We start from the raw sequence: 25013 nt of genomic DNA on the forward strand, positions 1-25013 counted from the left end.
GTAGTGAACGCTATAGAACTATAGCAGAACTGTAGTGATCGATATAGAATGCCACGATGGGACGACCCCGCACCTTCGACCGAGATGCCGCTCTAGACCAGGCGATGTGCCTGTTCTGGGCACGCGGCTTTGAGCAGACCTCCATCGCTGACCTGACTCAGGAGCTCGGCATCTCGGCCCCGAGCCTCTATGCAGCATTCTCGGACAAGCGGTCCTTGTTCGAGGAGGCCGTCGAGCGCTACGAAGCCAGTCCCCGATCGGTGACCACTGCGGGCACTCGTGGGACGAGCGAGCGCGAGGTGCTGACTGCGATGTTCGACGCTGCCACGCAGGAGTACGCGAGCGGAGAACACCCACGCGGATGCTTGGTCAACAGCGCACCGGAGCTCGCGGTCAACCGTGCCCAGAACCGCGCGACCACAGCAGCCCGGCTCCGGGAGGTAGCAGACGACGACGCAGCGGGCTGCGATCCAGAGACCCTCGCAGACTTCGCCCACGTACTGCTGGTGGGGCTCTCGTCCTACGCCCGCGACGGCGCAGACGAAGAGCACCTGCGTCGTGTCACCGACTTGGCTCTGCGTGCCGTGTCGAGACGACCGAGGCAGGATCACCACCAGACGACAGGCGCACCGACGGCGCTGCCGGTGCCGGTCACAGCAGACGTCGTGCGGCCGCCCATCGCGTGAGCTCGTAGCGCGACGACAGCTGGAGCTTGCGCAGCACAGCCGACACGTGGGTCTCGACCGTCTTGATCGAGATGAACAGCTCGCCCGCGACCTCACGGTAGGAGAAGCCGCGCGCGATGAGCCGCATGACCTGCTGCTCGCGTGCCGACAACCGGTCCAGCTCGTCGTCCCGCACCGCGACGTCCGCCGCCTGCGTCCCGAACGAGTCGAGCACGAAACCGGCCAGACGCGGCGAGAACACCGCATCGCCGCCAGCCACCTGATCGATCGCCGCACTGAGCTCCGGGCCAGAGATCGCCTTCGTCACGTACCCTCGCGCACCCGCCCTGATGACTGCCACGACATCCTCCGCCGCGTCAGAGACCGACAGCGCAAGGAAGCGCGTCTCACCGAGCACCTCCCCGCACCGCGTGAGGACCTCGGCGCCGCCCCCGCCCGCACCACCCGGAAGATGGACGTCGAGAAGCACCACCGTCGGGCGGGTCGCACGGATCACGTCCACCGCACCGTCGACGTCAGCAGCCTCCCCGACCACCTCGACGTGGGCGTCCAGGCTCGCACGCACACCCGCCCGGAACATGTCGTGGTCGTCCACGATGACCACCCGCACCGGCCGTGTACCCGTCGTCGTGCCTGTCACCGTCATCGTGCCCGCTCCTCGGTCGTGCTCTGCTTGTGGTTCGTGTCTGCCAACGGCATGCGCAACGCGATCTCGGTCCCGCGGTCCCCGTGAGAGACGACCGTCGCGTCACCGCCCTTGCGCTGCACACGACCGATGATCGACTCCCGTACGCCGAACCTGTCGTGCGGGATGAGATCGACATCGAACCCTGTCCCACGGTCACGGACGTACACCTCTGCTGCATCCTCGCTCACCTCGAGGTACAGAGACACCGGAGGCCCACCGTGCACCACCGCGTTGACGAGCGCCTCGCGGGCGGCCTGGAGCAGCGCGCTCGTCGCCTCGCTGGGCGGACAGTCCCCCACGACGACCACGTCGATCGACACCGGCTCGTCGCCCCCAGAGCGCTCCGTCAGCGTGTTCTCGACCTCCGCGACGAGCGTCGTCACGTCCGCAGCGAGCGAGGTGCCCGCAGCCGGACGGTCCTGGTAGAGCCACTCCCGCAGCTCTCGCTCCTGGTTGCGCGCGAGACGCGTGACCTCACCCGACCGTGCCGAGCTGCGCTGGATGAGCGCCAACGTCTGGAGCACCGAGTCGTGCAGGTGTGCCGCGATGTCGGCGCGCTCGTTCGCGCGCTCTCGCGCGGCACGCTCCTCACCCAGCTCCCGCCTCAGCCGCAACCACCACGGCGCCAGGACGAGCGCCACCCCGGCGAGCACCGCGAGCGCCGCGACCACCGCAGGGATGATCTCCGACCCGCTCATGTCCTGGCTCACGAGGAGGAGCACCCCGACGAGGACCAGCACGATGCCGCCCGTCAGCCGCAGCACGACGTTCGGAGTCCGACCGCCTGCACGAGTGAGCCACCGGCCCCGCTCGCTCTCGTCGAGCTGGCTCCACGCGATAGCGACCCCGACCAGAGCGATGAGGACAGGCAGCACCCACGACCACTCGATCGTCACACCGAGACGGCTCGCGACGAGCGCCACCGCTGCGACGACGAGGAGGCTGCCGACGAGGATGTCGCGGACAGGGACGTTCGCCCACCGGTCCTGACCTCGAGCGCTCCAGGCCGGCTGGCTGCGGGACGCGATGCGGGTCAGTGCCGGATCCCGCTGCTCGGCGGCGATCGCCACCGGGTCCCCGGTCGGCACGGTGACCCAGAGGAAGACGTAGGCGACGACGCCGAGCCCACCTGCGAGCGCGAGGAGCGTCGCCATGAAACGGACCGAGCGCACCGGCAGGTCGAGGTGCGCGGCCGCACCGAGGCACACTCCCCCGAGCAGCCGGTTTCCTGGAGGGCGGCGCAACGGGAGGCGCACAGGTGCCGCGCCGGGCTGTGCAGTCGATGGGGTCACCCTCTGATCGTCACACGTCCGCGACCGCTCGGAGGGGATCCCGACTGATGTTCAGGGTCTGCGCACCTGAAGATCAGGGGTGTCTCAGGGGAACACCCGATGGTCTGGGGCCGCTCGTGCGAGCAGGATCGTCCGTATGAACACCTCCGACTCCTCAGCATCAAGTTCCGCACCCGGGACGCACGGGGACGAACCGCCGACGCGGCCCGTGCGCTCCTCTGACAAGGTCGACGAGTTCTTCGACTCCGTCCGACGTGCGGGCGTCGTCCGTGCGCAGGACCGGTGGGTCGGTGGTGTGGCCTCCGGCGTCGCGCTGCGGCTCGGCGTCGATGCGCTCCTCGTCCGCGCCGCCTTCGTCGTCCTCTTCCTCCTCTCAGGGTTCGGGCTCGTCCTGTACGCCCTCGGCTGGGCCTTCCTGCCGGAACAGGCCGACGGCCGGATCCACGTCCAGGAAGCGTTGCGCGGCCGCTTCAGCTCGGCGCTCGCCGGTGCCGGGATCGTCTTCGTCGTCGGCGCGAACGTGGGTCCGGTCTTCGGCGGGTGGGGCGGCAACGGGAGCTGGCTCGGTGCGATGTTCTGGGTCTCCCTCACTGTCTTCGTCGTCTACGTGCTCGTGACCTACCGCACCAGGCGCACCGCGCAGCCGCAGTTCTACTCTGGGCCGGGCACGCAGGGCACGCCCGGTGCGCCCGGTGCGCCCGGTGCTGCAGCTGCTCCAGGTGCTGCGGGCGATGCATCCACGACCGCTGCCGCCGAGACCGTCCACGGTCCGAGCCTCCAGAAGCACGGACCGGTCGATCAGGGGTGGGGACACCCGAGCCCCGGCCAGGCGTGGTCTGGGCAAGCGGGACAAGCAGAGCAAGCGTGGCAGGCACGTAGTCATGCGACGCCCGGATCGCCGGGTGATGGCTCGTCGGGTCCGGGCACAGCGTGGGAGTGGGACGGGAAGCGCGCCGTGACGCCCCGGCGTTCGACGAGCGCCGGCATCGCGTACGTCGGCGCGGTCCTCGGTCTGAGCCTGCTCACCTTCGCGTCGTTGCTCGTGCTCGACAGGTACGGCGACCTCGCCTACAGCCCGTGGCTGACGGCCGCCGGCGTGTGCATCGTCCTCGCTGGTCTCGCCATCGTCGTCGCTGGTGTCCGGGGCCGGTCGTCCGGCGGTCTGAGCTTCCTCGCGATCGTGGCGATCATCATCAGTGCACCAGCAGCCTCGTGGTCTTCCGACGGGGGCTTCCTCGACGGCGCCAACCGCTCGTCGGTCGGGAGCAGCACCTTTGCGCCGACGACGGTCGAGGAGGCGTCCGACGGATACTCGTTCGGCCTTGGTGAGATCACGCTCGACCTCACGACGCTCGATCTCCCGCCCGCAGACGACCGTCCCGTGACGGTCCCTGTCGAGATCGGCGCAGGAAGTGTGACGGTCGTCCTCGCGGAGGGCACGTCAGCGTCGGCGGAGGTCACTCTCGGCGCAGGCCAGGTGTACTGGCAGGTCGACGACGCAGACACCATGCTCGGCGGCGTCGGCACCGACAGCGCAGACCTCGAGACCGACGACGTCCGCGACGGCGCGACACCCGACATCCACCTGGTCATCAAGGCCGGGGCCGGCGAGATCTTCATCAAGGAGGAGTCATGACCGACTCACAGCCCACAGTCCCCGTCCCTGGACCGGGGGCGTCCCCCGAGACCACCGAGCAGGCTGGGTCTGCTGGGCCGGCCCGGCGGCCGCACCGCCCGAGCACCATCATCTGGGGCTTCGTCGTCGCTGTCGTCGGCGCGGGCATCCTTGCCCGCGCGGTCGGCGCGGAGTTCGACGACGGGCTCGCCGTCATCGTCCTTCTCGGTGCGGCCGGCCTCGCGCTCGTCGGGACCTCGATCGCCTCGGTGGTCCGTCGGCGGTGATGTCCGTGCATGACGAAGGCCGGGACCCGTGGGTCCCGGCCTTCGTCATGCACGATCTGGTGCGGCTGTGTCAGGCAAGGGTCAGGACTGGTCGCCTGAGCTCTTTCCGGGCTTGTCCTCGACGGGCGGGACGCGGTCGGCCGGAGAGGCCCAGCCGCTGGAGGTGCCTTCGAGCTCCTCGAGACGTGCGTCGCCCTTCGGTCCTGCTGGCAGCTCGCTGCCGACGGTCGGCTTCGGCACCGGTCGGACGCCTGCCGGGGCGGGTGACGTTGCTCCGTTGACGCGCTCGGAACGGCTCATCCTGATCGGTTCGTCCGGTGCCGGAGGCACCGGCGAGGAGGCTGCATCCTTCTGAGCGGCCCTCGACTTGCTGCTCGACGAGCGCTTCCCGGTCGCTGCCGCGACGACGGGTGTCGCGGACGTCGCCGGCGCCGCGCTCGGACGGCGAGAGGCTGGCTCCTTGTCTTTCGTCGCGTCACTCGCGGCGTCGTCCTTCTGCTCCGGCTCTCCGTGAGCCTTCGACGACACACGCGTCGCGACCGGCGGCACGGCCGTCATCCCGGAGGGAGCGCCTCCGCCGGATCCTTCACCGGGGGCGGCGGGGGCCGCAGGCTCAGCCGGAGCAGCAGGGCTGCTCGTCGTCTCGACGACGACGGGCGGACCACCGGCGAGCCGGCGCAGCGCCCAGCCGACGAGGACGAAGAGCAGCCCCAGCCCGACGACGAGCGCGGCGATGCCGAACGAGACCACCGAGGTGAAGAGCGAGGCACGCAGGAAGGACGCGTTCATGACCGTGTCGCGTCGGGGATCGTCCTGGTCGAGCTCGGCGTACGTCTGTCCGTCAGACATCTCGAGCGCGTGGTTGTTGATGACGTCCGCCTGCGCGTACGCGGTGAACGGGTCGTTGACGAACCTGCCGGCGAGGAAGGACGCGTCCTCGGACACCGTGATGTCCTCTTGCGCGAGCTTGTACGAGACTGTCCACCAGGTGAGACCGCCTGCGACGATCAGAACGACCCCGGCGATCAGGGCGAGGAGCCCGACGACCCCTACCCCCTTGCTCTGTCTGATGGTGACCTTGCTAGACATCGTCTTCTCCTTGTCGAGGGTGTTGCGATCGTGCGTCCGCCGGAACGAATCGGTCGTCGGCGGATGGTGCGGTCACTCCCACTCGATGGTGCCCGGCGGCTTGCTCGTGACGTCGAGCACCACGCGGTTGACGTCCTTGACCTCGTTGGTGATGCGGGTCGAGATCGTCGCCAGGACGTCGTAGGGCAGTCGCGTCCAGTCCGCTGTCATAGCGTCCTCGGACGAGACGGGGCGCAGCACGATGGGGTGACCGTACGTCCGGCCGTCTCCTTGGACGCCCACGGAGCGGACGTCGCCGAGCAGCACGACCGGGCACTGCCAGATCTCGCGGTCCAGACCGGCCCGCGTGAGCTCTTCGCGGGCGATCGCGTCCGCGGCGCGAAGGATCTCGAGCCGCTCGGCCGTGACCTCTCCGACGATCCGGATGCCGAGGCCGGGGCCGGGGAACGGCTGGCGCCACACGATGACCTCGGGAACGCCCAGCTCGAGGCCGACCGCCCGCACCTCGTCCTTGAACAGTGCGCGCAGCGGCTCGACGAGCGAGAACTGGAGGTCGTCGGGCAGCCCGCCCACGTTGTGGTGGCTCTTGATGTTCGCGGCGCCCTCGCCGCCCCCGGACTCGACGACGTCCGGGTACAGGGTGCCCTGGACGAGGAACTTGACCTCGTCACCGTGCGCTCCGGCATCCTCGACGACCTCGCGGGCTGCGTCCTCGAAGACCCGGATGAACTCGCGGCCGATGATCTTGCGCTTCGTCTCGGGGTCGCTGACCCCGGCGAGCGCGGAGAGGAAGCGCGCACGGGCGTCGACGACCTTGAGCTGGACCCCGGTCGCGTCGACGAAGTCCTGCTCGACCTGCTCGGCCTCACCCTCGCGCAGCAGCCCGTGGTCGACGAACACGCACGTGAGCTGGTCGCCTACAGCCTTCTGGACGAGCGCGGCCGCGACGGAGGAGTCCACGCCGCCGGAGAGCCCGCAGATGACGCGGGCGTCACCGACCTGCGCACGGATGGCGTCGACCTGGTCCGCGATGACGTTGCCCGGGGTCCAGTCGGGCGCGAGCCCGGCGCCCTCGTAGAGGAAGTTCTCGAGAGCCTTCTGCCCGAGCGGAGAGTGCTTGACCTCCGGGTGCCACTGGACGCCGTAGAGGCGTCGGGCGGTGTTCTCGAACGCGGCGACCGGCGATCCTGCGGAGGTGGCGAGAACTTCGAAGCCGTCAGGTGCGCTGTGCACGGCGTCTCCGTGGCTCATCCATGTGGTCTGCTCGTCGGGCGAGCCGTCGAGCAGCGCACCGGCCCGGGTCACGGTCACGGGGGTGCCGCCGTACTCGGAGAGGCCTGTCTGCTCGACAGTCCCGCCGAGGGCCTTCGCCATCGCCTGGAAGCCGTAGCAGATGCCGAACACGGGCACGCCCGCCTCGAACAGCGCAGGGTCGACGAAGGGGGCGCCTTCGGCGTAGACCGACGACGGCCCGCCGGAGAGGATGATCGCCACCGGGTTCTTCGCGAGCATCTGCTCGACGCTCGACGTGTGCGGGACGATCTCTGAGTAGACCTTGGCCTCGCGGACGCGACGAGCGATGAGCTGCGCGTACTGGGCACCGAAGTCGACCACGAGGACGGGACGTGGCAAGGACGTTGGAAGTTGTGTCACGTGGACAGGATAGACGGACCCCAGCAAGGGGTCAGGCCTGGCCGGCTCCGGCGGACGTCCGTCCCGCATCGTCCGCGAGGGCCCGCGTGAGCGCCGTCCGCAGCCCGCGCGCCGCCGCTTCGGGGTCAGGGGCCTCCGTCACAGCGCGCACGACGACCACGCGGCGAGCACCGGCCTCGACGACCTGGCGCACGTTCTGGAGGTCGACGCCGCCGATCGCGAACCACGGTGTCGTCGGCTGCCCTGCTGCGACCTGCCGGACCGCGTCGAGGCCGACGGCCGCGCGGCCAGGCTTGGTGGGCGTCGACCGGACCGGTCCGACGCAGAAGTAGTCGACGTCCGGGTCGGCGTCCGCCGCCGCGGCCTGCGCGCCTCCCCCGGTCGAGCGTCCGAGGAGAGCCTTCTCTCCGACGAGGTCCCGGGCGACGGGCACCGGAAGGTCCCGCTGGCCGGTGTGCAGGACCGCGGCGCCTGCCGCGAGCGCGACGTCGGCCCGGTCGTTCACCGCGAGCAGGGCGCCGTGCTCGTCTGTCAGGTCCCGCAGCGCTGCCAGGAGCTCGAGCTCTTCCACGACGTCGAGCGACCGGTCGCGGAGCTGGACGATGTCGACGCCGCCGCGGAGCGCTGCGCGCACGAGGTCGAGCAGGTCGAGGCCGCCGCGTCGGTCGCGGCGGGCGTCGGTGCAGAGGTAGAGCCGGGCGTCCTGCAACCGTTCGCGCGGGCTTCCTGACGGTCTCGGTGACGGGGTCGGCTGCGCTGTCGGGTCCGAGGTCGGTGCCATGGTGCGGAAGTGTAGTGTGACAAGTGCACGGGAGCCCTGCACAGGTGGGGCTGAGAGGGCATTCCGCCGACCGTCGAACCTGCTCTGGGTCATGCCAGCGAAGGGAGCAAGCGCATGCGCGCACTCACAGTCTCGACCCCACCACCGGCCACCACGGTCTCAGACGTCCTTGTCCTGGGTGGTGGCATCATCGGCGCAGTCGCCTCGTGGCGCGCCGCCTGCCTCGGCCTGTCCGTCACGTGCCTCGACCCGTCACCGGGCTCGGGCGCGACGTGGGCTGCCGCGGGGATGCTCGCCCCGGTCACCGAAGCCAGCTTCGGCGAGCCGGACCTCACTGCCTTGTGCGTCGACTCGGCTCGCCGCTGGCCCGCGTTCGCCGCCGAGCTGGAGCACGCCTCGGGGCTCGACGTCGGGCTCGCGGAGAGCGGCACCCTCACCGTGTCGTACGACCAGGGCGACGCCCAGGAGGCGGGGCGCCTGCACGCGCTCCACGGCATGCTGGGTCTCGCGTCCGAACGGCTGACGCTCGCGGAGGCCCGCGTGCGCGAGCCGTTCCTCGGCAGCAGGCTCTCCGCTGCGTACTGGGTCAGCGGCGACCACCAGGTCGATCCTCGTGCGACGCACCGTGCGCTCATGTCGATCATCGACGGGCGCCCAGGGACCCGGTCGCGGGTGGTGCGCTCGGCGGCGGTACGCCTCGTGCGGTCGCCGGCCGGCGAGGTCGTCGGGGCCGTGGACGCGACGGGCGCGACCCACGCCGCAGGGCTCGTCGTCCTCGCTGCTGGCGCTGACTCTCCCGGGCTCCTCGGAGCGGTGCCGGAGGTCGTCGTCCCCACCCGGGCGGTCCGTGGGCAGACGATCCGGCTCGACTCTCGCGGGGTGCCCGAGTTCGGGCTGCAGCACGTGGTGCGCGGGACGGTCCAGATGCGTCCGGTCTACGTCGTGCCGCGTCCCGGAGGCGAGGTCGTCGTGGGTGCGACGAGCGAAGAGCGCACAGACCACCGGACACCGGCCGGGAGCGTCTACGCGCTGCTCCGCGACGCCCGTGCTCTCGTCCCGGGCGTGGACGAGCTCGACTTCCGCGAGGTGACGACCGGGCTGCGCCCCGGGACGCCGGACAACGTCCCGATCATCGGCCAGACGGACGTCCCGGGCCTGGCTGTCGCGACAGGTCACTACCGCAACGGGGTGCTGCTCGCACCGTTGACCGCTGCGGCGATCGACGCGCTGCTCTCCGGTGACGACGCGCTCACCAGCGCCCTGCCGGCCGCGCTCGCGTCAGCGGACCCCCGGCGGTTCTCCTGCGTGGGTGCCCACGCATGACCCGCGTCCTGCTCAACGGCCAGGAGCACCGGCTCACCGGTCCGGCAGACCTCGCGTCCGTCGTGGCGTCTCTCGCGCCTGCGCGTGCCCCGGCGCCTTCTGCGGGCGGGTGCGGGACTGCGCCCCCGACAGGCATCGCTGCTGCGGTCAACGACCGGGTGGTCCCGCGGTCCAGGTGGGCGAGCACGCTCCTCGACGACGACGACCGCATCGAGATCGTCACCGCGGTCCAGGGCGGGTGAGCAGGGTGGACACGGTCGGCGCGGAAGGCTCCGAGGCGACAGCCGTGCCGGATGCGCTCGTCATCGCGGGCGTGCCCCTGGGGTCGCGCCTCGTCATGGGCACGGGCGGCGCACCGAACCTCGCGCACCTCGAGTCCGCGCTCGTCGCCTCCGGGACCGAGCTGACCACCGTCGCGATGCGTCGGGTGACCCGGGACGCCGGGCCTCCCGGGGCTGGCACGGTGTGGGACATGCTCGCCCGGAACGGCATCCGCCCGCTGCCCAACACGGCCGGGTGCTTCAACGCACGCGAAGCCGTGCTCACGGCCGAGCTGGCACGCGAGGCGTGCGGGACCGACTGGATCAAGCTCGAGGTCCTCGCCGACGAGATCACGCTGCTCCCGGACCCGATCGAGCTCGTGGTCGCAGCCGAGCAGCTCGTCCGCGCAGGCTTCGTCGTGCTGCCGTACACGAACGACGACCCGGTCCTCGCGCGCAAGCTCCAGGACGTCGGCTGTGCGGCCGTCATGCCGTTGGGGTCCCCCATCGGCTCCGGGCTCGGGATCCTCAACCCGCGCAACATCGCAGCGATCGCGGACCGGTCCGCCGTCCCCGTCGTCCTCGACGCCGGGGTCGGCACGGCGTCGGACGCGGCGCTCGCGATGGAGCTCGGGTGCGACGGGGTGCTCCTCGCGTCTGCCGTCACGCGCGCAGCCGACCCGGTCCGCATGGCGCACGCCATGCGGCTCGCTGTCGAGGCAGGCCGACTGGCGGCGTCGGCGGGCAGGATCCCGCGCCGGGAGCAGGCTCTCGCGTCGTCGCCGACACAGGGGCTCCTCGACCTCGCGCTCTGACGCGCTCGCGGTCAGGGCCGCTCAGTACAGGGGCTGGCTCGGGTCGATCTCGCGGACCCAGGCCAGGACTCCGCCGTGGAGGTTGCCGACGTTCGTCAGGCCTGCTGCCCGGACGGCGTCGACGACCGCCTGCGAGCGCCCGCCCATCTTGCAGTAGAAGGTGACAGGACGGTCGCGCGGCACGTCCGCGAGCACGTTCCCCGCGAGGAGGTCGTCCATCGGCACGTGGACGGAGCCGGGGATGGAGACGATCTCGCGCTCGTAGGCCTCACGGACGTCGACGAGGAGGAGGTCTTCTCCGGCGGCGAGCTTCGCTGCGAGCTCGACGACGGAGAGGTCACGTCCAGCAGCGTCGGAGGCGGGGGCCTCCGTGGCTCCCGGGACCCCGCAGAGGACGTCGTAGTCGACGAGCTCGGTCACGCGCTCCAGCGCGGGGTCTGGCTCGACCGCGAGCTCCCTCCAGGTGAGCTCGAGGGCGTCGTAGACGGCGAGCCTGCCGAGGAGCGTGCGACCGGTGCCGGTGATGAGCTTGACGGCCTCGGTCGCCATGACCGAGCCGACCGTCGCGCAGAGTGCTCCGAGCACCCCTCCCTCGGCGCAGCTCGGGACGGTGCCCGGGGGCGGCGGGGTCGGGAACAGGTCGCGGTAGGTCACTGCGTCGACGCCGGCGGGAGGCGCGGACCAGAAGAGGCTCATCTGGCCCTGGAACCGGAAGATCGACCCCCACACGTACGGGAGGCCGAGGATGGTGCAGGCGTCGTTGACGAGGTAGCGGGTCGCGAAGTTGTCTGCTCCGTCGAGGACGAGGTCATAGCCTTCGAGGACCGTGAGCGCGTTCGCTGCCGTCAGCCGGACGGGGTGCAGCCGCACGTCGACGTCGGGGTTGACGGCGAGCACGGAGTCCCGCGCCGACTCGACCTTGCTCCGCCCGACGTCCGCCGTGCCGTGGATGACCTGTCGCTGAAGGTTGGAGGAGTCCACGACGTCGTCGTCGACGATCCCGATGGTCCCGACGCCCGCGGCCGCGAGGTAGAGGAGCGACGGGCTGCCGAGCCCGCCCGCACCGACGACGAGGACGCGGGCGTTCTTCAGCCTGCGCTGCCCGCTCATGCCGATCTGCGGGAGGCTCAGGTGGCGGGCATAACGAGCGAGCTCGGTCGGCGAGAGCGGTGCAGACTCGGTGACGAGCGGCGGGAGAGACATGCCTCGACTCTACCGACGGTGTGCTGGCTGTCGGTCGTCACGGGCACGTGTAGCCGCCGTCGGCGAACCCTGCCTGCTCCTCGAAATAGTTGCCGCACGGGTCGATGCCCTCCCGGAGGTACAGGGCCGTGAACGACGGGCCGAAGAGCCTCCACTGACGCACGTGCTCGAGCTCGTGCACGATCAGGCTGCTGTCCAGCACCTGCTGGTCGCGCGCGGTGAGGAACGTGTCGCCGTACGTCGTGCCACCACGCTGGGCGAGCACGGACGTCACACCGAAGCAGACCCACAGGCCCTCCTGGGGCTCGCACGTGGCGCCGTCTGCGAGGGCGTCGGCACGGTGCTCGACGCCCTGCAGGGCTGCGCGTACCTGTCGGTGAGCGGTGCAGAGCGAGGACCCGACGCCCTCGGTCGGGCACAGGCTCCCGGCGTACGGACCCGAGTCGTACGGCGCTGCGCCGCCGGCCGTGCCGGACGTCAGCACGCCACCGGACGTCAGCACGCCACCGGACGTCAGCACGCCACCGGACGTGAGCACGCCACCGAGCGCGAGGACGACCGCCACGGCTCGAGCGAACGTGCTCACGCCGCTCGGGCCGCCGCGATCTTCGCGTCGGCGTCAGCGTGCACACGCTTCTCGACGACGAACGACATGACGGGGACGACCCCGCCGAGCACCATGACGACGAGGCGTCCGAACGCCCAGCGCATCTTGCTCCACAGGTCGACGACCGTGATGAGGTACACGACGTAGATCCAGCCGTGGGCGAAGGGGATCCATGCGATGAAGCGCTTGGCGTCGGGCCCGATCCGCAGGCCGTAGACGAGGACCATCTCCACGCACAGCAGCAAGAGCATGACTCCGGTCACATAGGCCATGAAGCGGTAGCGCTTGAGCGCACCCTCCCCCGCCACGATGATCTTCTCCCGTGCGGCGCGGGCCGCTGCGCCCGAGCCGGGCGCGGAACCGTCGCCGACGTCTCCGGGCGTGGTCGGGGCGTCGGGCGTCGAAGGTGATGTCATGGCGTGCCTTCCGAAATTGCGTGGCCCGGTGTCGGTGCCACGACCTAATGTTAGTGATCGTGCGCCCCCTCCCCCTCCCGGATCCTGGGACCCCTCCCCTCACCTCACCTCTCGCGTTCCTCCTGTGGCAGGCACGCCAGCAGCGCGGTGTCCTTGCGCTGTCTGTCACCTGCGGCATCCTCACCTTCCTCTCGCAGGCGGTCACTCCCTTCGTGCTGGGCCACGCGCTCGACGAAGGGCTCGAGAAAGGCCTGGGACGCACCCTCCTGCTGTGGGCTCTCGTCATGCTGGGGGCCGGCGTGGTCCAGGTCGTGGCCGGCGCGTTCGGCCACCGCTTCGACGTCGAGAACTGGCTCCGGGCCGCCTTCTCGACGTCGCAGCTCGTCGGCGACACGATCAGTCGCAGCGGCGACGCGATCACCGAAGACCTCGCGACCGGCGAGGTCGTCTCGACGGTCGCCACCGACGCCATGCGCCTCGGCGAGCTCTTCTTCAACGCCGCCCGCCTCATCGGGAGCCTCGTCGCGTACGTCGGCGTGGCCGTCCTCATGCTCGTGACCTCACCGTCGCTCGGGATCGTCGTGGTCGTCGGTCTGCCAGTGGTCGCAGCCATCCTCGGTCTCCTCGTCAAGCCACTGCAGAGCAGGCAGTCGGCGCAGCGAGAGGCCTCGGGAAAGCTGACGACGCTGGGCGCAGACACGGTCTCGGGCCTGCGGATCCTGCGTGGCATCGGAGGCGAGGGCGCGTTCACAGACCGGTACCGGCAGCAGTCGCAGCGTGTCCGCGAGGCCGGCGTCCGGGTCGCGACGACCCAGTCCTACCTCGATGCGCTCCAGGTCCTCCTGCCCGGCCTGTTCGTCGCGCTCGTCCTGTGGATGGGCGCTCAGCAGGCCGTCGCCGGAACCATCACACCCGGCCAGCTCGTGACGTTCTACGGGTACGCGACCTTCCTCACGTGGCCGATGCAGAACCTCACGCAGAGCATCCAGATCACGACGCGCGCCTTCGTCGCGGTCCGCAAGGTCATCACGGTCCTCGAGGTGACCCCGGCGGCCGCCGACGCCCCCGCGACGAGCCCCATGCCCCCGCACGGCGTGGAGCTCCGGGACGTCGTGACGGGCGTCACGCTCTCCCCCGGGAGGATCTCCGCCCTCGTCAGCGCGCACCCCGACACCTCCGCGCGCATCGCCACGCGGATGGGCCGGTTCGACGACTCTGCCGAGGCAGCGACCCCCGTCCACCTCGGTGGGGTGCCGCTCGCCGACCTCGACAAGGACGAGCTCCGGCGCAGGGTCGTCGTCGCCGAGGCGACACCGCACCTGTTCTCCGGGGTGCTCCGCGACGAGCTGGACGTCCGTGACCGGGCGACCGACGCGCAGATCCTCGACGCCCTGCGGGTCGCCGACGCCCAGGACGTCCTCGACTCGACACCGGGCGGTCTCCTCGGCGAGCTCCCGGAGAAAGGACGCTCGCTCTCCGGAGGCCAGCGCCAGCGCGTAGCCCTCGCGCGCGCCCTGCTCACCGAGGCCGAGCATCTCGTCCTCATCGAGCCTACGAGCGCCGTCGACGCACACACCGAGGCCCGGATCGCTGACCGTCTCGTCACGGCCCGAGCAGGACGCTCCACGCTCGTCGTCACCGCGAGCCCGCTCGTCCTCGACCGCGTCGACGAGGTCCTCGTCGTGCGCGACGGCGCGGTCGTCGCGACCGGCACGCACCGAGAGCTCCTCGAGGGCGTCGGCGAGCACCACGAGCACTACCGCACGATCGTCGGGCGCTCGCTCGGCGAGGAGACCCCCTCCACCGTCAGCACACCCGAGGAGGTGGCACCGTGAACGAGTCGCGTCTTCCCGTCGCCGACGGGGCCACGGTCCGCAAGCACTCAGCGATGCTCCTGCGCGCGAACAAGCGGCCCCTCGCTGTGGTGGTCAGCCTCCACACCGTGGCCGCGCTCGCCGGCCTCGCGGGTCCGCTGCTCCTCGGCGGGCTGGTCGACGCCGTCTCCGAGGGCACCACGTCCGCCTACGTCGATCGCGTGGTGCTCACCCTCGTCGCCGCTGTCCTCGTCCAGACGGTGCTCATCCGCTTCGCGCAGCGCAACGCAATGATCTTCGGCGAGACCGTCTTCGCCGACCTCCGTGAGGACTTCCTCGCGACGGTCACCGAGCTCCCCCTGTCGACCGTCGAGCGCTCCGGCACCGGAGACCTCCTCGGGCGCACGACGAACGACATCGACCGGATCCAGCACACCGTGCGCTTCGGTGTGCCACGGATCCTCGTCGCGACGGTGACGATCACGCTGACAGTCGTCGCAGCGCTCTTCACAGCACCGCTCGTCGCGTTCGCCATGCTCGTCGGGGTACCGATCTTCCTGGTCATCGGCCGCTGGTACCTCCGACGCGCGGCACCGGCCTACCAGCGCGAGTCGGCCTCGTACGCGACGCTCAACGGGACGATCACCGAGTCTGTCGAAGGCACCCGGACGGTCGACGCCCTCGGGCTCGGCGAACGCCGGCGCGAGCGGGTGCGCGCGAACCTGCGCGAGGCGTTCGCCGCGGAGAGCCGCACCCTGAACCTGCGCACCGTCCTCATCCCCGGGATGGACAGCGCCTTCGTCATCGCGCCCATCGCCGTGCTCCTGTGGGGGGCCTTCCTCATCTCCCACGGCACGGTCACCATCGGTGCGGTGACCACGGTCGTGCTCTACTCGATGCAGCTCATCGGCCCCATCTGGGAGCTGATCTTCTGGCTCGACGAGGCACAGGTCGCCACGACGTCGCTGGCTCGGATCGTCGGGGTCGGGCTCGTCGCCCGCGACCGCGAGGCAGGCGACCGCACGCCGGGCGACGAGCACATCGTCGCCACCGGCGTCGAGTACGCCTACCGGCCTGGCCACAACGTCCTCCACGGCATCGACCTCGATATCGCGGTGGGTGAGCGGCTCGCCGTCGTCGGCCCCTCGGGCGCCGGGAAGTCGACGCTCGGACGCATGCTCGCCGGCATCCACCCGCCCACCGGCGGCTCCGTCAAGGTGGGCGGCGTCCCGCTCGTCGAGCTGCCGCTCGAAGGTCTGCGCCGTCACGTCGCCCTCGTGACACAGGAGCACCACGTGTTTGTCGGGACCATCGCGGAGAACCTCCAGCTCGCCGACGCGACGGCGGACGACGCCGCGCTCCTCGCAGCGCTGGAAGCGGTCGACGCCCGCACGTGGGTCGAGGCCCTCGACGCAGGCCTCGCGACCGAGGTGGGGTCGGGCGGGTTCGTGCTCACGCCTGCGCAGGCGCAGCAGGTCGCGCTCGCTCGGCTCGTCCTCCTCGACCCGCACACCCTCGTCCTCGACGAGGCCACCTCGCTCCTCGACCCACGGGCGGCACGCCACCTGGAGCGCTCGCTCAACGCGGTCCTGTCCGGGCGCACGGTCGTCGCGATCGCGCACCGGCTGCACACGGCGCACGACGCCGACCGTGTCGCGGTCGTCGACGGCGGTCGGATCACCGAGATCGGATCGCACGACGAGCTCGTGGCCGCCGACGGCGACTACGCCCGGCTCTGGCACAGCTGGCAGCAGGCCTGACAGGACCCGTCGTCCCAGGCCGTTCACAGGGAGGTATGGCTCACTTGTCCGTTCACGCACCCCACCAGGACGCACGGGTCTCGAGCGCCCCGTGCGGCGCACCGGACGGAGCCTCAGATGAGCAAGCAGAAGTGGATCGTGACAGTCGTCGTGGTCGTGACCGTCGTCCTCCTCGTCATCGGCGGCACAGCGCTGTACGCGAAGACCCAGAACGACCAGGCCCCGGACGCCCTCACGCTCTCGACCGCCGAACCGACCAGCGCAGCCAGCGCTGACTCCGGTGCGACTGGCACCACGACGGACCTCACCGGCGACTGGACGGTCTCAGACGGTTCAGCGGCGGGCTATCGCGTCGCCGAGGTGCTCAACGGCCAGGACGTCACCGTGGTCGGGCGCACGCCGGACGTGAGCGGCACCGTGACGGTCGACGGGACCGACGTCACGACTGCAGACGTCACTGTCGACATGACGACCATCACCACCGACTCGAGCAGCCGCGACGGCAAGTTCCTCAGCATCCTGTCGACGGACACCTTCCCCACCGCGACGTTCACCCTGACGTCGCCGATGGACGTCTCGGCGATCGTCGACGGTGTCGCGTCGGTCGAGGGAACCGGTGACCTGACCGTCGCTGGGGTCACCCAGAGCGTCAGCGTGGCGTTCGAGGCGCAGAGCACCGAGGACGGCGTCGAGGTCTCGGGCTCGATCCCGGTCGACTTCGCGGACTACGGCGTGGACGCACCCGACCTCGGCTTCGTCAAGGTCGAGAGCTCGGGAACCGTAGAGATGCTCCTCGTCCTCACGCGCTGACCGCTCGCGGGCCGAGGCCGACTCAGGCCTGGTGCCCGCCGACGGTCGGGCCTGTGCTCGGCGCAGACCGGGCGAGGGCTCCGAAGGGGTCCTCGTCCGGGTCGGCTGCGGACCCACGCGCCTCGTCGCGGACGAGACGCAGCCACAGCATCACGGCGAAACCACCGAAGATCCACCACTGCAGCGCGTAGAAGAGGTTCTGAAGATCGAGCCCCTCGCCACCCTCGATCTGTGGCCGGGGAAGCAGGCTGACGCCCTCGTCCTGGGCGGGGTCCGAGGACGCGAGGACGACGTATCCGGAATAGATCGGCCCGCCCCACTGCCCGGCGAGCGCGGCGGAGCTGATCTCATCGGTCTGGCCGGCAGGGAGGTCGCCCTCTCCGGTCGCCTCTGACGCTTGCACGTATCCCGTGACCCGGACCGTCCCCGACGGGGGGTCGAGCGCGGCCGAGTCTGCGGTCGGGACCCATCCACGCACGACCGGGAGCACCGGTGCACCTGAGAGACCGGCCCACGAGGCACCCTCGGTACCGTCGTCGCTCACGCGCAGCGGCGTGAGCACGAGATAACCGGTCTGCCCGTCCAGGGCACGACCAGCGACGAGAAGCTGCTGCGAGGCGTCGTACTCGCCCTCGACCCAGGTCTGCCGTCCGACGAGGTCTCCTGGGAACGTCGTCTGGGGCGGGAGGAGGACTCCGAGCCCTTCGGGCTCCTCGTCAGCGAGGCGAGCGGCTTCGTCCGCTGCGGCGTGCGTCGCCGCGAGATCACCGCGCTCGTACGCGCGATCCAGCTGCCAGACGCCGAGCCGGCCGCAGACGAGCGCGGCAGCGAGGAACACGAAGAGCAGCGCGATCATGCGGGGCTGGCGCGCGACGGCTCCGAACGACCTCCGTGCGACAGGGGCGGGTCCGGGGGCTTCTGGCACGATCTCAGGCTACCCCGGAGCCCTGTCCGGAACGTGTCAGATCCTCGCAGGTAAGCGCATCCCCGACCCTCGTGACCAAGGTCACCTGCTGTCGGTGTCGTCTACCACGCCCGACGCGACAGCCGGGGCACAAAAGGCCTAGTTCACGCCCGCCGCCGATACTGTTACATGAAAGTGTCAGACTCGAGCCGGTAGGAGATCTTCATGAGCACCACCGCACCCATCGATGCAGCGCAGCTGTCCGCACACCACCCCACGACTGCTCCTCGACCAGGTGAGTGGCGGTCTCGACCTGTCGAGCCGCTCAGTGACGAGACGCTCCGCCGCGTCGACGGGTGGTGGCGTGCAGCCAACTATCTCTCCGTCGGTCAGATCTACCTGCTCGACAACCCTCTCCTGCGCACCGAGCTCGACCGCGACCACGTCAAGCCCCGGCTCCTCGGACACTGGGGCACCACTCCTGGCCTCAACTTCCTCTACGCCCACCTCAACCGGGCGATCCGCGAGCGCGCACTGTCGAGCATCTTCATCACCGGCCCAGGTCATGGCGGACCGGGCCTCGTCGCCAACTCCTACCTCGAAGGCACCTACACCGAGACGTACCCGGACATCACCCAGGACGAGGAGGGCATGCACCGGCTGTTCCGGCAGTTCTCCTTCCCGGGTGGCATCCCGAGCCACGTCGCCCCAGAGACGCCCGGATCGATCCACGAGGGCGGCGAGCTCGGCTACGCGCTCTCTCACGCGTACGGCGCGGCGTTCGACAACCCTGACCTCCTCGTGGCGGCCGTCGTCGGTGACGGCGAGGCCGAGACCGGCCCTCTCGCCACGAGCTGGCACTCGAACAAGTTCGTCAACCCGGCCAAGGACGGCGTCGTCCTGCCGATCCTCCACCTCAACGGCTACAAGATCGCCAACCCGACCGTCCTCGCCCGGATCAGCGAGGAGGAGCTGTACTCCCTCATGGTCGGGTACGGCCACACGCCGTACGTCTTCGAGGGTGGCTTCGACGGTGAGGACCACATCGCGGTCCACCAGCGCTTCGCCCAGCTGCTCGACGACGTGCTCAACGACATCGCGGCCATCAAGGCACGCGCTGCGGCGGGCGACGACTCTCGCCCGATGTGGCCGATGATCGTCTTCCGCACACCCAAGGGCTGGACGTGCCCGGCGGAGATCGACGGGAAGAAGACCGAGGGCTCGTGGCGTGCGCACCAGGTGCCGCTCGCGAGCGCCCGTGACACGCCCGAGCACCTCCAGGTCCTCAAGGGCTGGATGAAGTCGTACCGCGCCGAGGAGCTCTTCGACGCCGAGGGCCGTCTCGATGCCGACATCGCTACGCTCGCCCCGGACGGCGAGCTGCGCATGAGCGCGAACCCGCACACCAACGGCGGCCTGCTCATGAAGGACCTGCGCCTGCCGAACTTCCGCGACTACGCGGTCGACGTCCCGACGCCTGCTGGGTCGATCAGCGAGGCGACCAAGGTGCTCGGCACCTGGCTCACGGACGTCATCCGTCTCAACCCGGACAACTTCCGGATCTTCGGTCCGGACGAGACCGCGTCCAACCGCCTCCAGGCTGTCTTCGACGCGACCGACAAGGTCTGGAACGCCGGCTACCTGCCCAGCGACGCCGACGACCACCTCGCCCGTGCGGGCAGGGTCGTCGAGATGCTCTCCGAGCACCAGTGCCAGGGATGGCTCGAGGGGTACCTCCTCACCGGACGCCACGGCATGTTCAACTGCTACGAGGCGTTCATCCACATCATCGACTCGATGTTCAACCAGCACGCCAAGTGGCTCAAGGTCACCCGCGAGATCCCGTGGCGCAGGCCGGTCCCGTCGCTGAACTACCTGCTCTCGAGCCACGTCTGGCGCCAGGACCACAACGGCTTCTCGCACCAGGACCCCGGGTTCATCGACCATGTCGTGAACAAGAAGGCCGAGGTCGTGCGCGTCTACCTTCCGCCGGACGCCAACACCCTTCTCAGCACGTACGACCACTGCCTGCGCAGCCGGGACTACGTCAACGTGGTCGTCGCGGGCAAGCAGCCTGCGCCGAACTTCCTCACCATGGACCAGGCTGTCGCGCACTGCACCCGTGGCCTCGGGATCTGGGAGTGGGCGGGCACCGAGGTACCTGGCGAGGACCCGGACGTCGTGCTCGGCTGTGCGGGCGACGTCCCGACGCTCGAGGTCCTGGCGGCTGCGGACCTCTTGCGTCAGCACCTGCCGGAGCTCAAGGTCCGTGTCGTCAACGTCGTCGACCTCATGCGGCTGCAGGACGCGAAGGAGCACTCGCACGGGCTCTCCGACCGCGACTTCGACACGCTCTTCACCACGGACAAGCCGGTCGTCTTCGCGTACCACGGCTACCCGTGGCTCATCCACCGCCTCACGTACCGCCGCGCAGGCCACACGAACATCCACGTGCGCGGGTACAAGGAGGAGGGGACGACGACGACGCCGTTCGACATGGTCATGCTCAACGACCTCGACCGCTTCCACCTCGTCATCGACGTCATCGACCAGGTGCCGCACCTGCGGAGCAAGTCCGCGATCCTCCGCCAGAAGATGGAGGACGCCCGCCTGGACGCCCGCAAGTACACCCGCGACCACGGGGAAGACGACCCGGCCATCCGGGACTGGGTCTGGCCCGACGCGGGCGAGACCGCTACCGCCGTCGGCGGACCCCAGGGCACCGTGCCCAGCACAGCATCTACCGGAGGCGATAACGAGTGAGCTCCACCGCTCGAAGCATCTACATCACATCACCCGAAGGTGAGACCGGGAAGTCCACCGTGGCGCTCGGGGTGGTCGATCTCCTCACGCGGCGCGTGCAGCGCGTCGGGGTGTTCCGCCCTGTCACCCGGAACGGCCCGAACCCGACCGCACCGAACGGCAAGGACGACCGCGACTACGTCGTCGAGCTGCTCCTGGCCCACGACGGTGTCGACCTCACCTACGAGCAGTGCGTGGGCGTCACGTACGACGAGGTCCACACGGACCCCGAAGAGGCGCTGTCCAAGATCGTCACCCGGTACCACGAGGTCGCTGCGGAGTGCGACGCCGTGGTCGTCGTCGGCACCGACTACACGGACGTCGCCGGGCCGACGGAGCTCGCGTACAACGCCCGGATCGCTGCGAACCTCGGCGCTCCTGTGCTTCTCGTCCTCTCGGGCAACGGCCGCTCTCCGGCAGGCGTGCGTCAGCTGAGCGAGGTGTGCGTCTCCGAGCTCGAGGCGAACCACGCCCAGGTCTTCGGCGTCGTCGCCAACCGCTGCGTCCCAGCCGATCTCGCGGAGATCCAGGCCGAGTTCGCTGCGCTGGACTCCTTGCCCGTGTGGACCGTGCCCGAGGAACCGTTCCTCATGGCCCCGACCGTCAGCCAGCTCATGGACGCTGTCGAGGGACACCAGGTCCTCGGTGACCCCGAGCTCCTCGGGCGCGAGGTCCTCGACGTCCTCGTCGGCGCCATGAACTTCGAGCACCTTCTCGACAGGCTCTCCGACGGCGCAGCCGTCATCGTGCCCGGTGACCGGTCGGACGTGCTCCTCGGGCTCCTCACCGCGCAGACGGCGAAGAGCTTCCCGTCCCTCTCGGCGATCATCCTCAACGGCGGGTTCTACCCGCCTGAGGCTGTCGGGCGTCTCGTGGCCGACCTCGCCCCGAGCGTGCCCATCGTGCGGACCGATCTCGGGACCTTCCGCACGGCGAGCGCTGCCGCAGCCGCTCGCGGCCGTGTGAGCAAGGACTCCCAGCGCAAGGTCGACACCGCCCTCGCGCTCTTCGAGCAGAACGTCGACGGCAAGGCGCTCCTCGACCGCCTCGACGTCCAACGGCCCGAGGTCGTCACGCCGCTGATGTTCGAGTACGAGCTCCTCAACAGGGCCCGCGCGGACCGTCGGCACATCGTGCTGCCCGAAGGCTCCGAGGACCGCATCCTGCGCGCCGCCTCGACGCTCCTCCAGCGGCAGGTCGCCTACATCACGCTCCTCGGCGAGGAAGAGTCCATCCGGGCGCGGGCCATCGAGCTCGGTCTCGACATCTCCGAGGCGAAGGTCATCGACCCTCGCTCGGGTGTGCTCTTCGAAGAGTTCGCCCTGGCGTACACGGAGATGCGTGCGCACAAGGGCATGACCGTGGAGCGGGCACGCGAGATCGTCAGCTCCGTGTCGTACTTCGGGACGCTCATGGTCCAGCTCGGCTACGCCGACGGCATGGTCTCGGGCGCAGCCCACACGACTGCGCACACCATCCGCCCGGCGTTCGAGATCATCAAGACGGTGCCGGGTGTCTCGGTCGTGTCGTCGGTCTTCCTCATGTGCCTCGAAGACCGCGTCCTCGTCTATGGCGACTGTGCCGTCAACCCCGACCCGACAGCCGAGCAGCTTGCCGACATCGCGATCTCGTCTGCGGCGACGGCCACCCAGTTCGGCGTCGAGCCGCGGATCGCGATGCTCTCGTACTCCACCGGGGAGTCCGGCTCGGGGGCTGACGTGGACAAGGTCCGCGCCGCCACCGAGCTGGTCCGCCAGCGCCGCCCCGACCTCTCGGTCGAAGGTCCGATCCAGTACGACGCAGCGGTCGACGCGTCCGTCGCCGCGTCGAAGATGCCGGAGTCGCTCGTCGCCGGGCGCGCCACGGTGTTCGTCTTCCCGGACCTCAACACCGGGAACAACACGTACAAGGCTGTCCAGCGTTCCGCTGGCGCCATCGCTATCGGTCCGGTCCTCCAGGGCCTGCGGATGCCCGTCAACGACCTCTCCCGCGGGGCGCTGGTCCAAGACATCGTCAACACCGTCGCCATCACCGCCATCCAGGCACAGGCACGGGCAGAAGCCCAGGCGCAGCTCCACGCCGCGGCGTCCACCTCCACCACAGCGCACGAAGGAGCCCACAGCTCATGAACACCCCCGCCGGAGACCGCCTCTCCTCGTTCAGCGCGCACGACGCGCACGGTTCGGTCCTCGTCATCAACTCGGGCTCGTCGTCCGTGAAGTATCAGCTGGTCAACCCCGTCGGTGGCGAGTCCATCGCCTCGGGGCTCATCGAGCGCATCGGCGAGGAGATCGGGCGCGTCACGCACACGTTCGCCGGCAACACGACGCGTCGCGACATGGTCGTCACCGACCACGGTGCCGCGCTGCGCATCGCGCTCGACCTGTTCACCGAGCACGGCCCGAACCTCGACGAGGCCGACGTGGTCGCCGTGGGGCACCGCGTGGTGCAGGGCGGCAACAAGTTCTCCGGTCCTGTCTTCATCGACGACCAGGTGGTCCAGGACATCTCGGACCTCATCCCCCTGGGCCCGCTGCACAACCCCGGCCACGTCCGCGGTATCGAGGTCGCGCGGGCGCTGCTCCCTGACGTCCCGCACGTCGCCGTGTTCGACACGGCCTTCTTCACGACGCTCCCCGCCGCTGCGTACACCTACGCGATCGACGCAGAGGTCGCCGAGGAGCACGGCATCCGCCGGTACGGCTTCCACGGGACGAGCCACCAGTACGTCTCGGGCAAGGTCGCCCGCGTCCTGGGCCGCAAGCTCGAAGACCTCAACCAGATCGTCCTCCACCTGGGCAACGGGGCCTCAGCCTCGGCCATCAAGGGTGGCGTGGCAGTCGACACCTCGATGGGCCTGACCCCGCTCGAGGGCCTCGTCATGGGAACGCGCTCAGGGGACATCGACCCGGCGGTCGTCTTCCACCTCCACCGCAACGCGGGCATGTCGATCGACGAGATCGACGACCTGCTCAACAAGCGCTCGGGCATCAAGGGGCTCGCCGGAGACAACGACTTCCGCGTCCTGCACGACCTCGTCGCTCAGGGCGACGAAGGGGCCAAGCTCGCTCTCGACGTGTACATCCACCGGCTGCGCAAGTACATCGGGGCCTACCACGCTGTCCTCGGGCGCGTCGACGTCATCACGTTCACGGCGGGTGCCGGCGAGAACGACGACATCGTGCGTGCGCTCGCCGTCGAAGGCCTCGAGAGCCTCGGGATCGCGATCGATCCCGCGCGCAACGCCGAGCGGTCGCGCGAGCCGCGCATCATCTCTCCCGACTGGACCTCGACGCTCGTCATGGTCGTCCCGACGAACGAGGAGCTGGCTATCGCACGACAGTGCATCGGGCTCATCGAGGGCGGCGAAACTTCACTCGCCTGAGTGCACCACTGACCGACCTATGGTATGTAAGATTTCCCCATGCTCATCGAACACAGGGGTAGCGTCCCCACCGTCCACGACTCCGCGTACGTCGCTCCGTCTGCTGTGCTCTGCGGTGACGTCGTGGTCGGGCCGGGCTCCCGTGTGCTCCACGGCGCTGTCGTCACGGCAGAAGACGGGCAGGTCCGCATCGGTCGTGACGTCGTCATCATGGAGAACGCCGTCGTCAAGGGACGGGCGAGGCACCCGGTCGTCATCGGTGACTCCGTTCTCGTCGGTCCGCACGCGCACGTGAACGGTGCGGAGATCCGCTCTGGTGCGTTCGTCGCGACCGGGGCGTCTCTCTTCCCCGGTTCCGTGATCGGCAACGGCGCCGAGATCCGTGTCAACGGCGTGGTCCAGGTCAACACGACCATCGACGCCGGCTCGGTCGTCCCCATCGGTTGGGTAGCCGTGGGGACGCCCGCGACGGTGCGGTCACCCGACCAGCACCGAGACATCTGGGTCGTCCAGCGAGAGCTCGACTTTCCGGGCACGGTGTACGGGGTCCCCCACGGCACGTCCATGCGGGGGATCATGGAGAGCCAGTCGGCCTTCTACGGCGCCCACCGCGACGACACGGTCGTCGGAGCAGAACCGGAGACCACGCAGGCTCCTCGCGAGGCCTCCGATCCTCTGCACGACGAGGCGCCCGACCACGAGCTGCCGCTCGAGCAGGTCGAGCGCCACCACGACGGTCAGCTCGAGGACTACGCCGACGAGCTGCTCGTACCGGAGCACGACCCCGCCCGCTGACCCCGGCTGCCCCGCCGTCGTGCCGCCT

22 protein-coding genes are annotated in these 25013 nt (G+C 70.0%); 13 read left to right on the forward strand and 9 right to left on the reverse strand.

Annotated features, from left to right (window positions below):
* Positions 1–56 precede the first annotated feature (56 nt).
* Positions 57–686, forward strand: coding sequence for a TetR/AcrR family transcriptional regulator (locus tag ATL42_RS09005; protein ID WP_211281794.1), 630 nt, complete (start codon positions 57–59; stop codon positions 684–686).
* Here the strand turns inward: ATL42_RS09005 and ATL42_RS09010 are convergent.
* Positions 652–1332, reverse strand: coding sequence for a LuxR C-terminal-related transcriptional regulator (locus ATL42_RS09010; RefSeq protein ID WP_098455052.1), 681 nt, complete (start codon positions 1330–1332; stop codon positions 652–654). The two genes, ATL42_RS09005 and ATL42_RS09010, sit on opposite strands and share 35 nt — an antisense overlap.
* Complete coding sequence (locus tag ATL42_RS09015; protein WP_098455053.1) at positions 1329–2666, reverse strand: ATP-binding protein; 1338 nt, start codon at positions 2664–2666, stop codon at positions 1329–1331. The genes ATL42_RS09010 and ATL42_RS09015 overlap by 4 nt, the downstream gene beginning before the upstream one ends.
* A gap of 136 nt (positions 2667–2802) precedes the next feature.
* Here ATL42_RS09015 and ATL42_RS09020 point away from each other — a divergent pair, with 136 nt between their 5' ends.
* On the forward strand, positions 2803–4302 hold the full coding sequence (locus ATL42_RS09020) for a PspC domain-containing protein (RefSeq protein ID WP_098455054.1): 1500 nt from the start codon (positions 2803–2805) through the stop codon (positions 4300–4302).
* Positions 4299–4568, forward strand: coding sequence for a hypothetical protein (locus ATL42_RS09025; RefSeq protein WP_098455055.1), 270 nt, complete (start codon positions 4299–4301; stop codon positions 4566–4568). The genes ATL42_RS09020 and ATL42_RS09025 overlap by 4 nt, the downstream gene beginning before the upstream one ends.
* Before the next feature lie 81 nt (positions 4569–4649).
* Here the strand turns inward: ATL42_RS09025 and ATL42_RS16920 are convergent, their stop codons facing one another.
* The 3 genes from ATL42_RS16920 to thiE all read right to left on the reverse strand — a co-directional run bounded on the left by ATL42_RS16920 (position 4650) and on the right by thiE (position 8091).
* Complete coding sequence (locus tag ATL42_RS16920; RefSeq protein WP_342748123.1) at positions 4650–5657, reverse strand: hypothetical protein; 1008 nt, start codon at positions 5655–5657, stop codon at positions 4650–4652.
* A 72-nt stretch (positions 5658–5729) separates the two neighbouring features.
* Complete coding sequence (guaA, locus tag ATL42_RS09035) at positions 5730–7310, reverse strand: glutamine-hydrolyzing GMP synthase (RefSeq protein ID WP_098456465.1); 1581 nt, start codon at positions 7308–7310, stop codon at positions 5730–5732.
* Positions 7311–7341: 31 nt separating this feature from the next.
* Positions 7342–8091: a thiamine phosphate synthase gene (thiE, locus tag ATL42_RS09040; RefSeq protein ID WP_098455056.1), complete on the reverse strand. Its 750-nt coding sequence runs from the start codon at positions 8089–8091 to the stop codon at positions 7342–7344.
* A 114-nt stretch (positions 8092–8205) separates the two neighbouring features.
* Here thiE and thiO point away from each other — a divergent pair, with 114 nt between their 5' ends.
* From thiO to ATL42_RS09055, 3 genes are read left to right on the forward strand one after another with little or no spacing between them, the layout of a single operon-like run.
* Complete coding sequence (gene thiO / locus ATL42_RS09045; protein WP_098456466.1) at positions 8206–9414, forward strand: glycine oxidase ThiO; 1209 nt, start codon at positions 8206–8208, stop codon at positions 9412–9414.
* Entirely contained in the window at positions 9411–9656 is a 246-nt protein-coding gene (thiS, locus tag ATL42_RS09050) for a sulfur carrier protein ThiS (RefSeq protein ID WP_098455057.1), read from the forward strand. The genes thiO and thiS overlap by 4 nt, the downstream gene beginning before the upstream one ends.
* A complete protein-coding gene (locus ATL42_RS09055; RefSeq protein WP_425443197.1) occupies positions 9653–10489 on the forward strand; it encodes a thiazole synthase in 837 nt (278 codons plus the stop codon). Before thiS ends, ATL42_RS09055 begins: the two co-directional genes overlap by 4 nt.
* A gap of 21 nt (positions 10490–10510) precedes the next feature.
* Here ATL42_RS09055 and moeB read toward each other — a convergent pair whose 3' ends face one another.
* Genes moeB through ATL42_RS09070 form a run of 3 tightly spaced genes read right to left on the reverse strand, consistent with a single transcriptional unit; the run spans position 10511 to position 12715 of the window.
* A complete protein-coding gene (moeB, locus tag ATL42_RS09060; RefSeq protein ID WP_098455058.1) occupies positions 10511–11692 on the reverse strand; it encodes a molybdopterin-synthase adenylyltransferase MoeB in 1182 nt (393 codons plus the stop codon).
* A gap of 37 nt (positions 11693–11729) precedes the next feature.
* Positions 11730–12278 (reverse strand): hypothetical protein, encoded by a 549-nt coding sequence (locus ATL42_RS09065; RefSeq protein WP_098455059.1) that lies wholly within the window; start codon positions 12276–12278, stop codon positions 11730–11732.
* Positions 12275–12715: a DUF3817 domain-containing protein gene (locus ATL42_RS09070; RefSeq protein ID WP_098455060.1), complete on the reverse strand. Its 441-nt coding sequence runs from the start codon at positions 12713–12715 to the stop codon at positions 12275–12277. The genes ATL42_RS09065 and ATL42_RS09070 overlap by 4 nt, the downstream gene beginning before the upstream one ends.
* 47 nt (positions 12716–12762) lie before the next feature.
* Between ATL42_RS09070 and ATL42_RS09075 the strand changes: the two genes are divergently transcribed.
* The 3 genes from ATL42_RS09075 (at position 12763) to ATL42_RS09085 (ending at position 17099) form a co-directional block, all read left to right on the forward strand.
* Positions 12763–14550, forward strand: coding sequence for an ABC transporter ATP-binding protein (locus ATL42_RS09075; protein WP_098455061.1), 1788 nt, complete (start codon positions 12763–12765; stop codon positions 14548–14550).
* A 53-nt stretch (positions 14551–14603) separates the two neighbouring features.
* On the forward strand, positions 14604–16289 hold the full coding sequence (locus tag ATL42_RS09080) for an ABC transporter ATP-binding protein (protein WP_098456468.1): 1686 nt from the start codon (positions 14604–14606) through the stop codon (positions 16287–16289).
* 117 nt (positions 16290–16406) lie between these two features.
* Positions 16407–17099, forward strand: coding sequence for a YceI family protein (locus ATL42_RS09085; RefSeq protein ID WP_098455062.1), 693 nt, complete (start codon positions 16407–16409; stop codon positions 17097–17099).
* A 22-nt stretch (positions 17100–17121) separates the two neighbouring features.
* Here the strand turns inward: ATL42_RS09085 and ATL42_RS09090 are convergent, their stop codons facing one another.
* The gene (locus tag ATL42_RS09090) at positions 17122–18024 is read right to left on the reverse strand and encodes an SURF1 family protein (RefSeq protein ID WP_245862374.1); all 903 of its coding nucleotides are present in this window, start codon (positions 18022–18024) and stop codon (positions 17122–17124) included.
* A gap of 204 nt (positions 18025–18228) precedes the next feature.
* On the opposite strand from ATL42_RS09090, the gene ATL42_RS09095 reads away from it, so the two are divergent.
* From ATL42_RS09095 to ATL42_RS09110, 4 genes are read left to right on the forward strand one after another with little or no spacing between them, the layout of a single operon-like run.
* Positions 18229–20766 (forward strand): phosphoketolase family protein, encoded by a 2538-nt coding sequence (locus tag ATL42_RS09095; RefSeq protein WP_098455064.1) that lies wholly within the window; start codon positions 18229–18231, stop codon positions 20764–20766.
* Positions 20763–22934, forward strand: a complete 2172-nt coding sequence (gene pta, locus ATL42_RS09100; protein WP_098455065.1) for a phosphate acetyltransferase — start codon at positions 20763–20765, stop codon at positions 22932–22934. Before ATL42_RS09095 ends, pta begins: the two co-directional genes overlap by 4 nt.
* Positions 22931–24190 carry an acetate kinase gene (locus ATL42_RS09105; RefSeq protein WP_098455066.1) on the forward strand — a complete coding sequence of 420 codons (1260 nt, stop codon included), beginning with the start codon at positions 22931–22933 and terminating at the stop codon, positions 24188–24190. The genes pta and ATL42_RS09105 overlap by 4 nt, the downstream gene beginning before the upstream one ends.
* Positions 24191–24229: 39 nt before the next feature.
* Positions 24230–24985: a gamma carbonic anhydrase family protein gene (locus ATL42_RS09110; RefSeq protein ID WP_098455067.1), complete on the forward strand. Its 756-nt coding sequence runs from the start codon at positions 24230–24232 to the stop codon at positions 24983–24985.
* Positions 24986–25013 lie beyond the last annotated feature (28 nt).

This window comes from Sanguibacter antarcticus (assembly GCF_002564005.1).
GTDB classification, from domain to species: Bacteria; Actinomycetota; Actinomycetes; order Actinomycetales; family Cellulomonadaceae; genus Sanguibacter; species Sanguibacter antarcticus.

Coding starts and splice junctions, on each gene's coding strand:
- ATL42_RS09005 (WP_211281794.1), top strand. CDS start 57: ATGGGACGACCCCGCACCTTCGACCGAGATGCCGCTCTAGACCAGGCG.
- ATL42_RS09010 (WP_098455052.1), bottom strand. CDS start 1,332: ATGACGGTGACAGGCACGACGACGGGTACACGGCCGGTGCGGGTGGTC.
- ATL42_RS09020 (WP_098455054.1), top strand. CDS start 2,803: ATGAACACCTCCGACTCCTCAGCATCAAGTTCCGCACCCGGGACGCAC.
- ATL42_RS09025 (WP_098455055.1), top strand. CDS start 4,299: ATGACCGACTCACAGCCCACAGTCCCCGTCCCTGGACCGGGGGCGTCC.
- ATL42_RS16920 (WP_342748123.1), bottom strand. CDS start 5,657: ATGTCTAGCAAGGTCACCATCAGACAGAGCAAGGGGGTAGGGGTCGTC.
- thiE (WP_098455056.1), bottom strand. CDS start 8,091: ATGGCACCGACCTCGGACCCGACAGCGCAGCCGACCCCGTCACCGAGA.
- thiO (WP_098456466.1), top strand. CDS start 8,206: ATGCGCGCACTCACAGTCTCGACCCCACCACCGGCCACCACGGTCTCA.
- thiS (WP_098455057.1), top strand. CDS start 9,411: ATGACCCGCGTCCTGCTCAACGGCCAGGAGCACCGGCTCACCGGTCCG.
- moeB (WP_098455058.1), bottom strand. CDS start 11,692: ATGTCTCTCCCGCCGCTCGTCACCGAGTCTGCACCGCTCTCGCCGACC.
- ATL42_RS09070 (WP_098455060.1), bottom strand. CDS start 12,715: ATGACATCACCTTCGACGCCCGACGCCCCGACCACGCCCGGAGACGTC.
- ATL42_RS09075 (WP_098455061.1), top strand. CDS start 12,763: ATGTTAGTGATCGTGCGCCCCCTCCCCCTCCCGGATCCTGGGACCCCT.
- ATL42_RS09080 (WP_098456468.1), top strand. CDS start 14,604: ATGCTCCTGCGCGCGAACAAGCGGCCCCTCGCTGTGGTGGTCAGCCTC.
- ATL42_RS09085 (WP_098455062.1), top strand. CDS start 16,407: ATGAGCAAGCAGAAGTGGATCGTGACAGTCGTCGTGGTCGTGACCGTC.
- ATL42_RS09095 (WP_098455064.1), top strand. CDS start 18,229: ATGAGCACCACCGCACCCATCGATGCAGCGCAGCTGTCCGCACACCAC.
- ATL42_RS09105 (WP_098455066.1), top strand. CDS start 22,931: ATGAACACCCCCGCCGGAGACCGCCTCTCCTCGTTCAGCGCGCACGAC.
- ATL42_RS09110 (WP_098455067.1), top strand. CDS start 24,230: ATGCTCATCGAACACAGGGGTAGCGTCCCCACCGTCCACGACTCCGCG.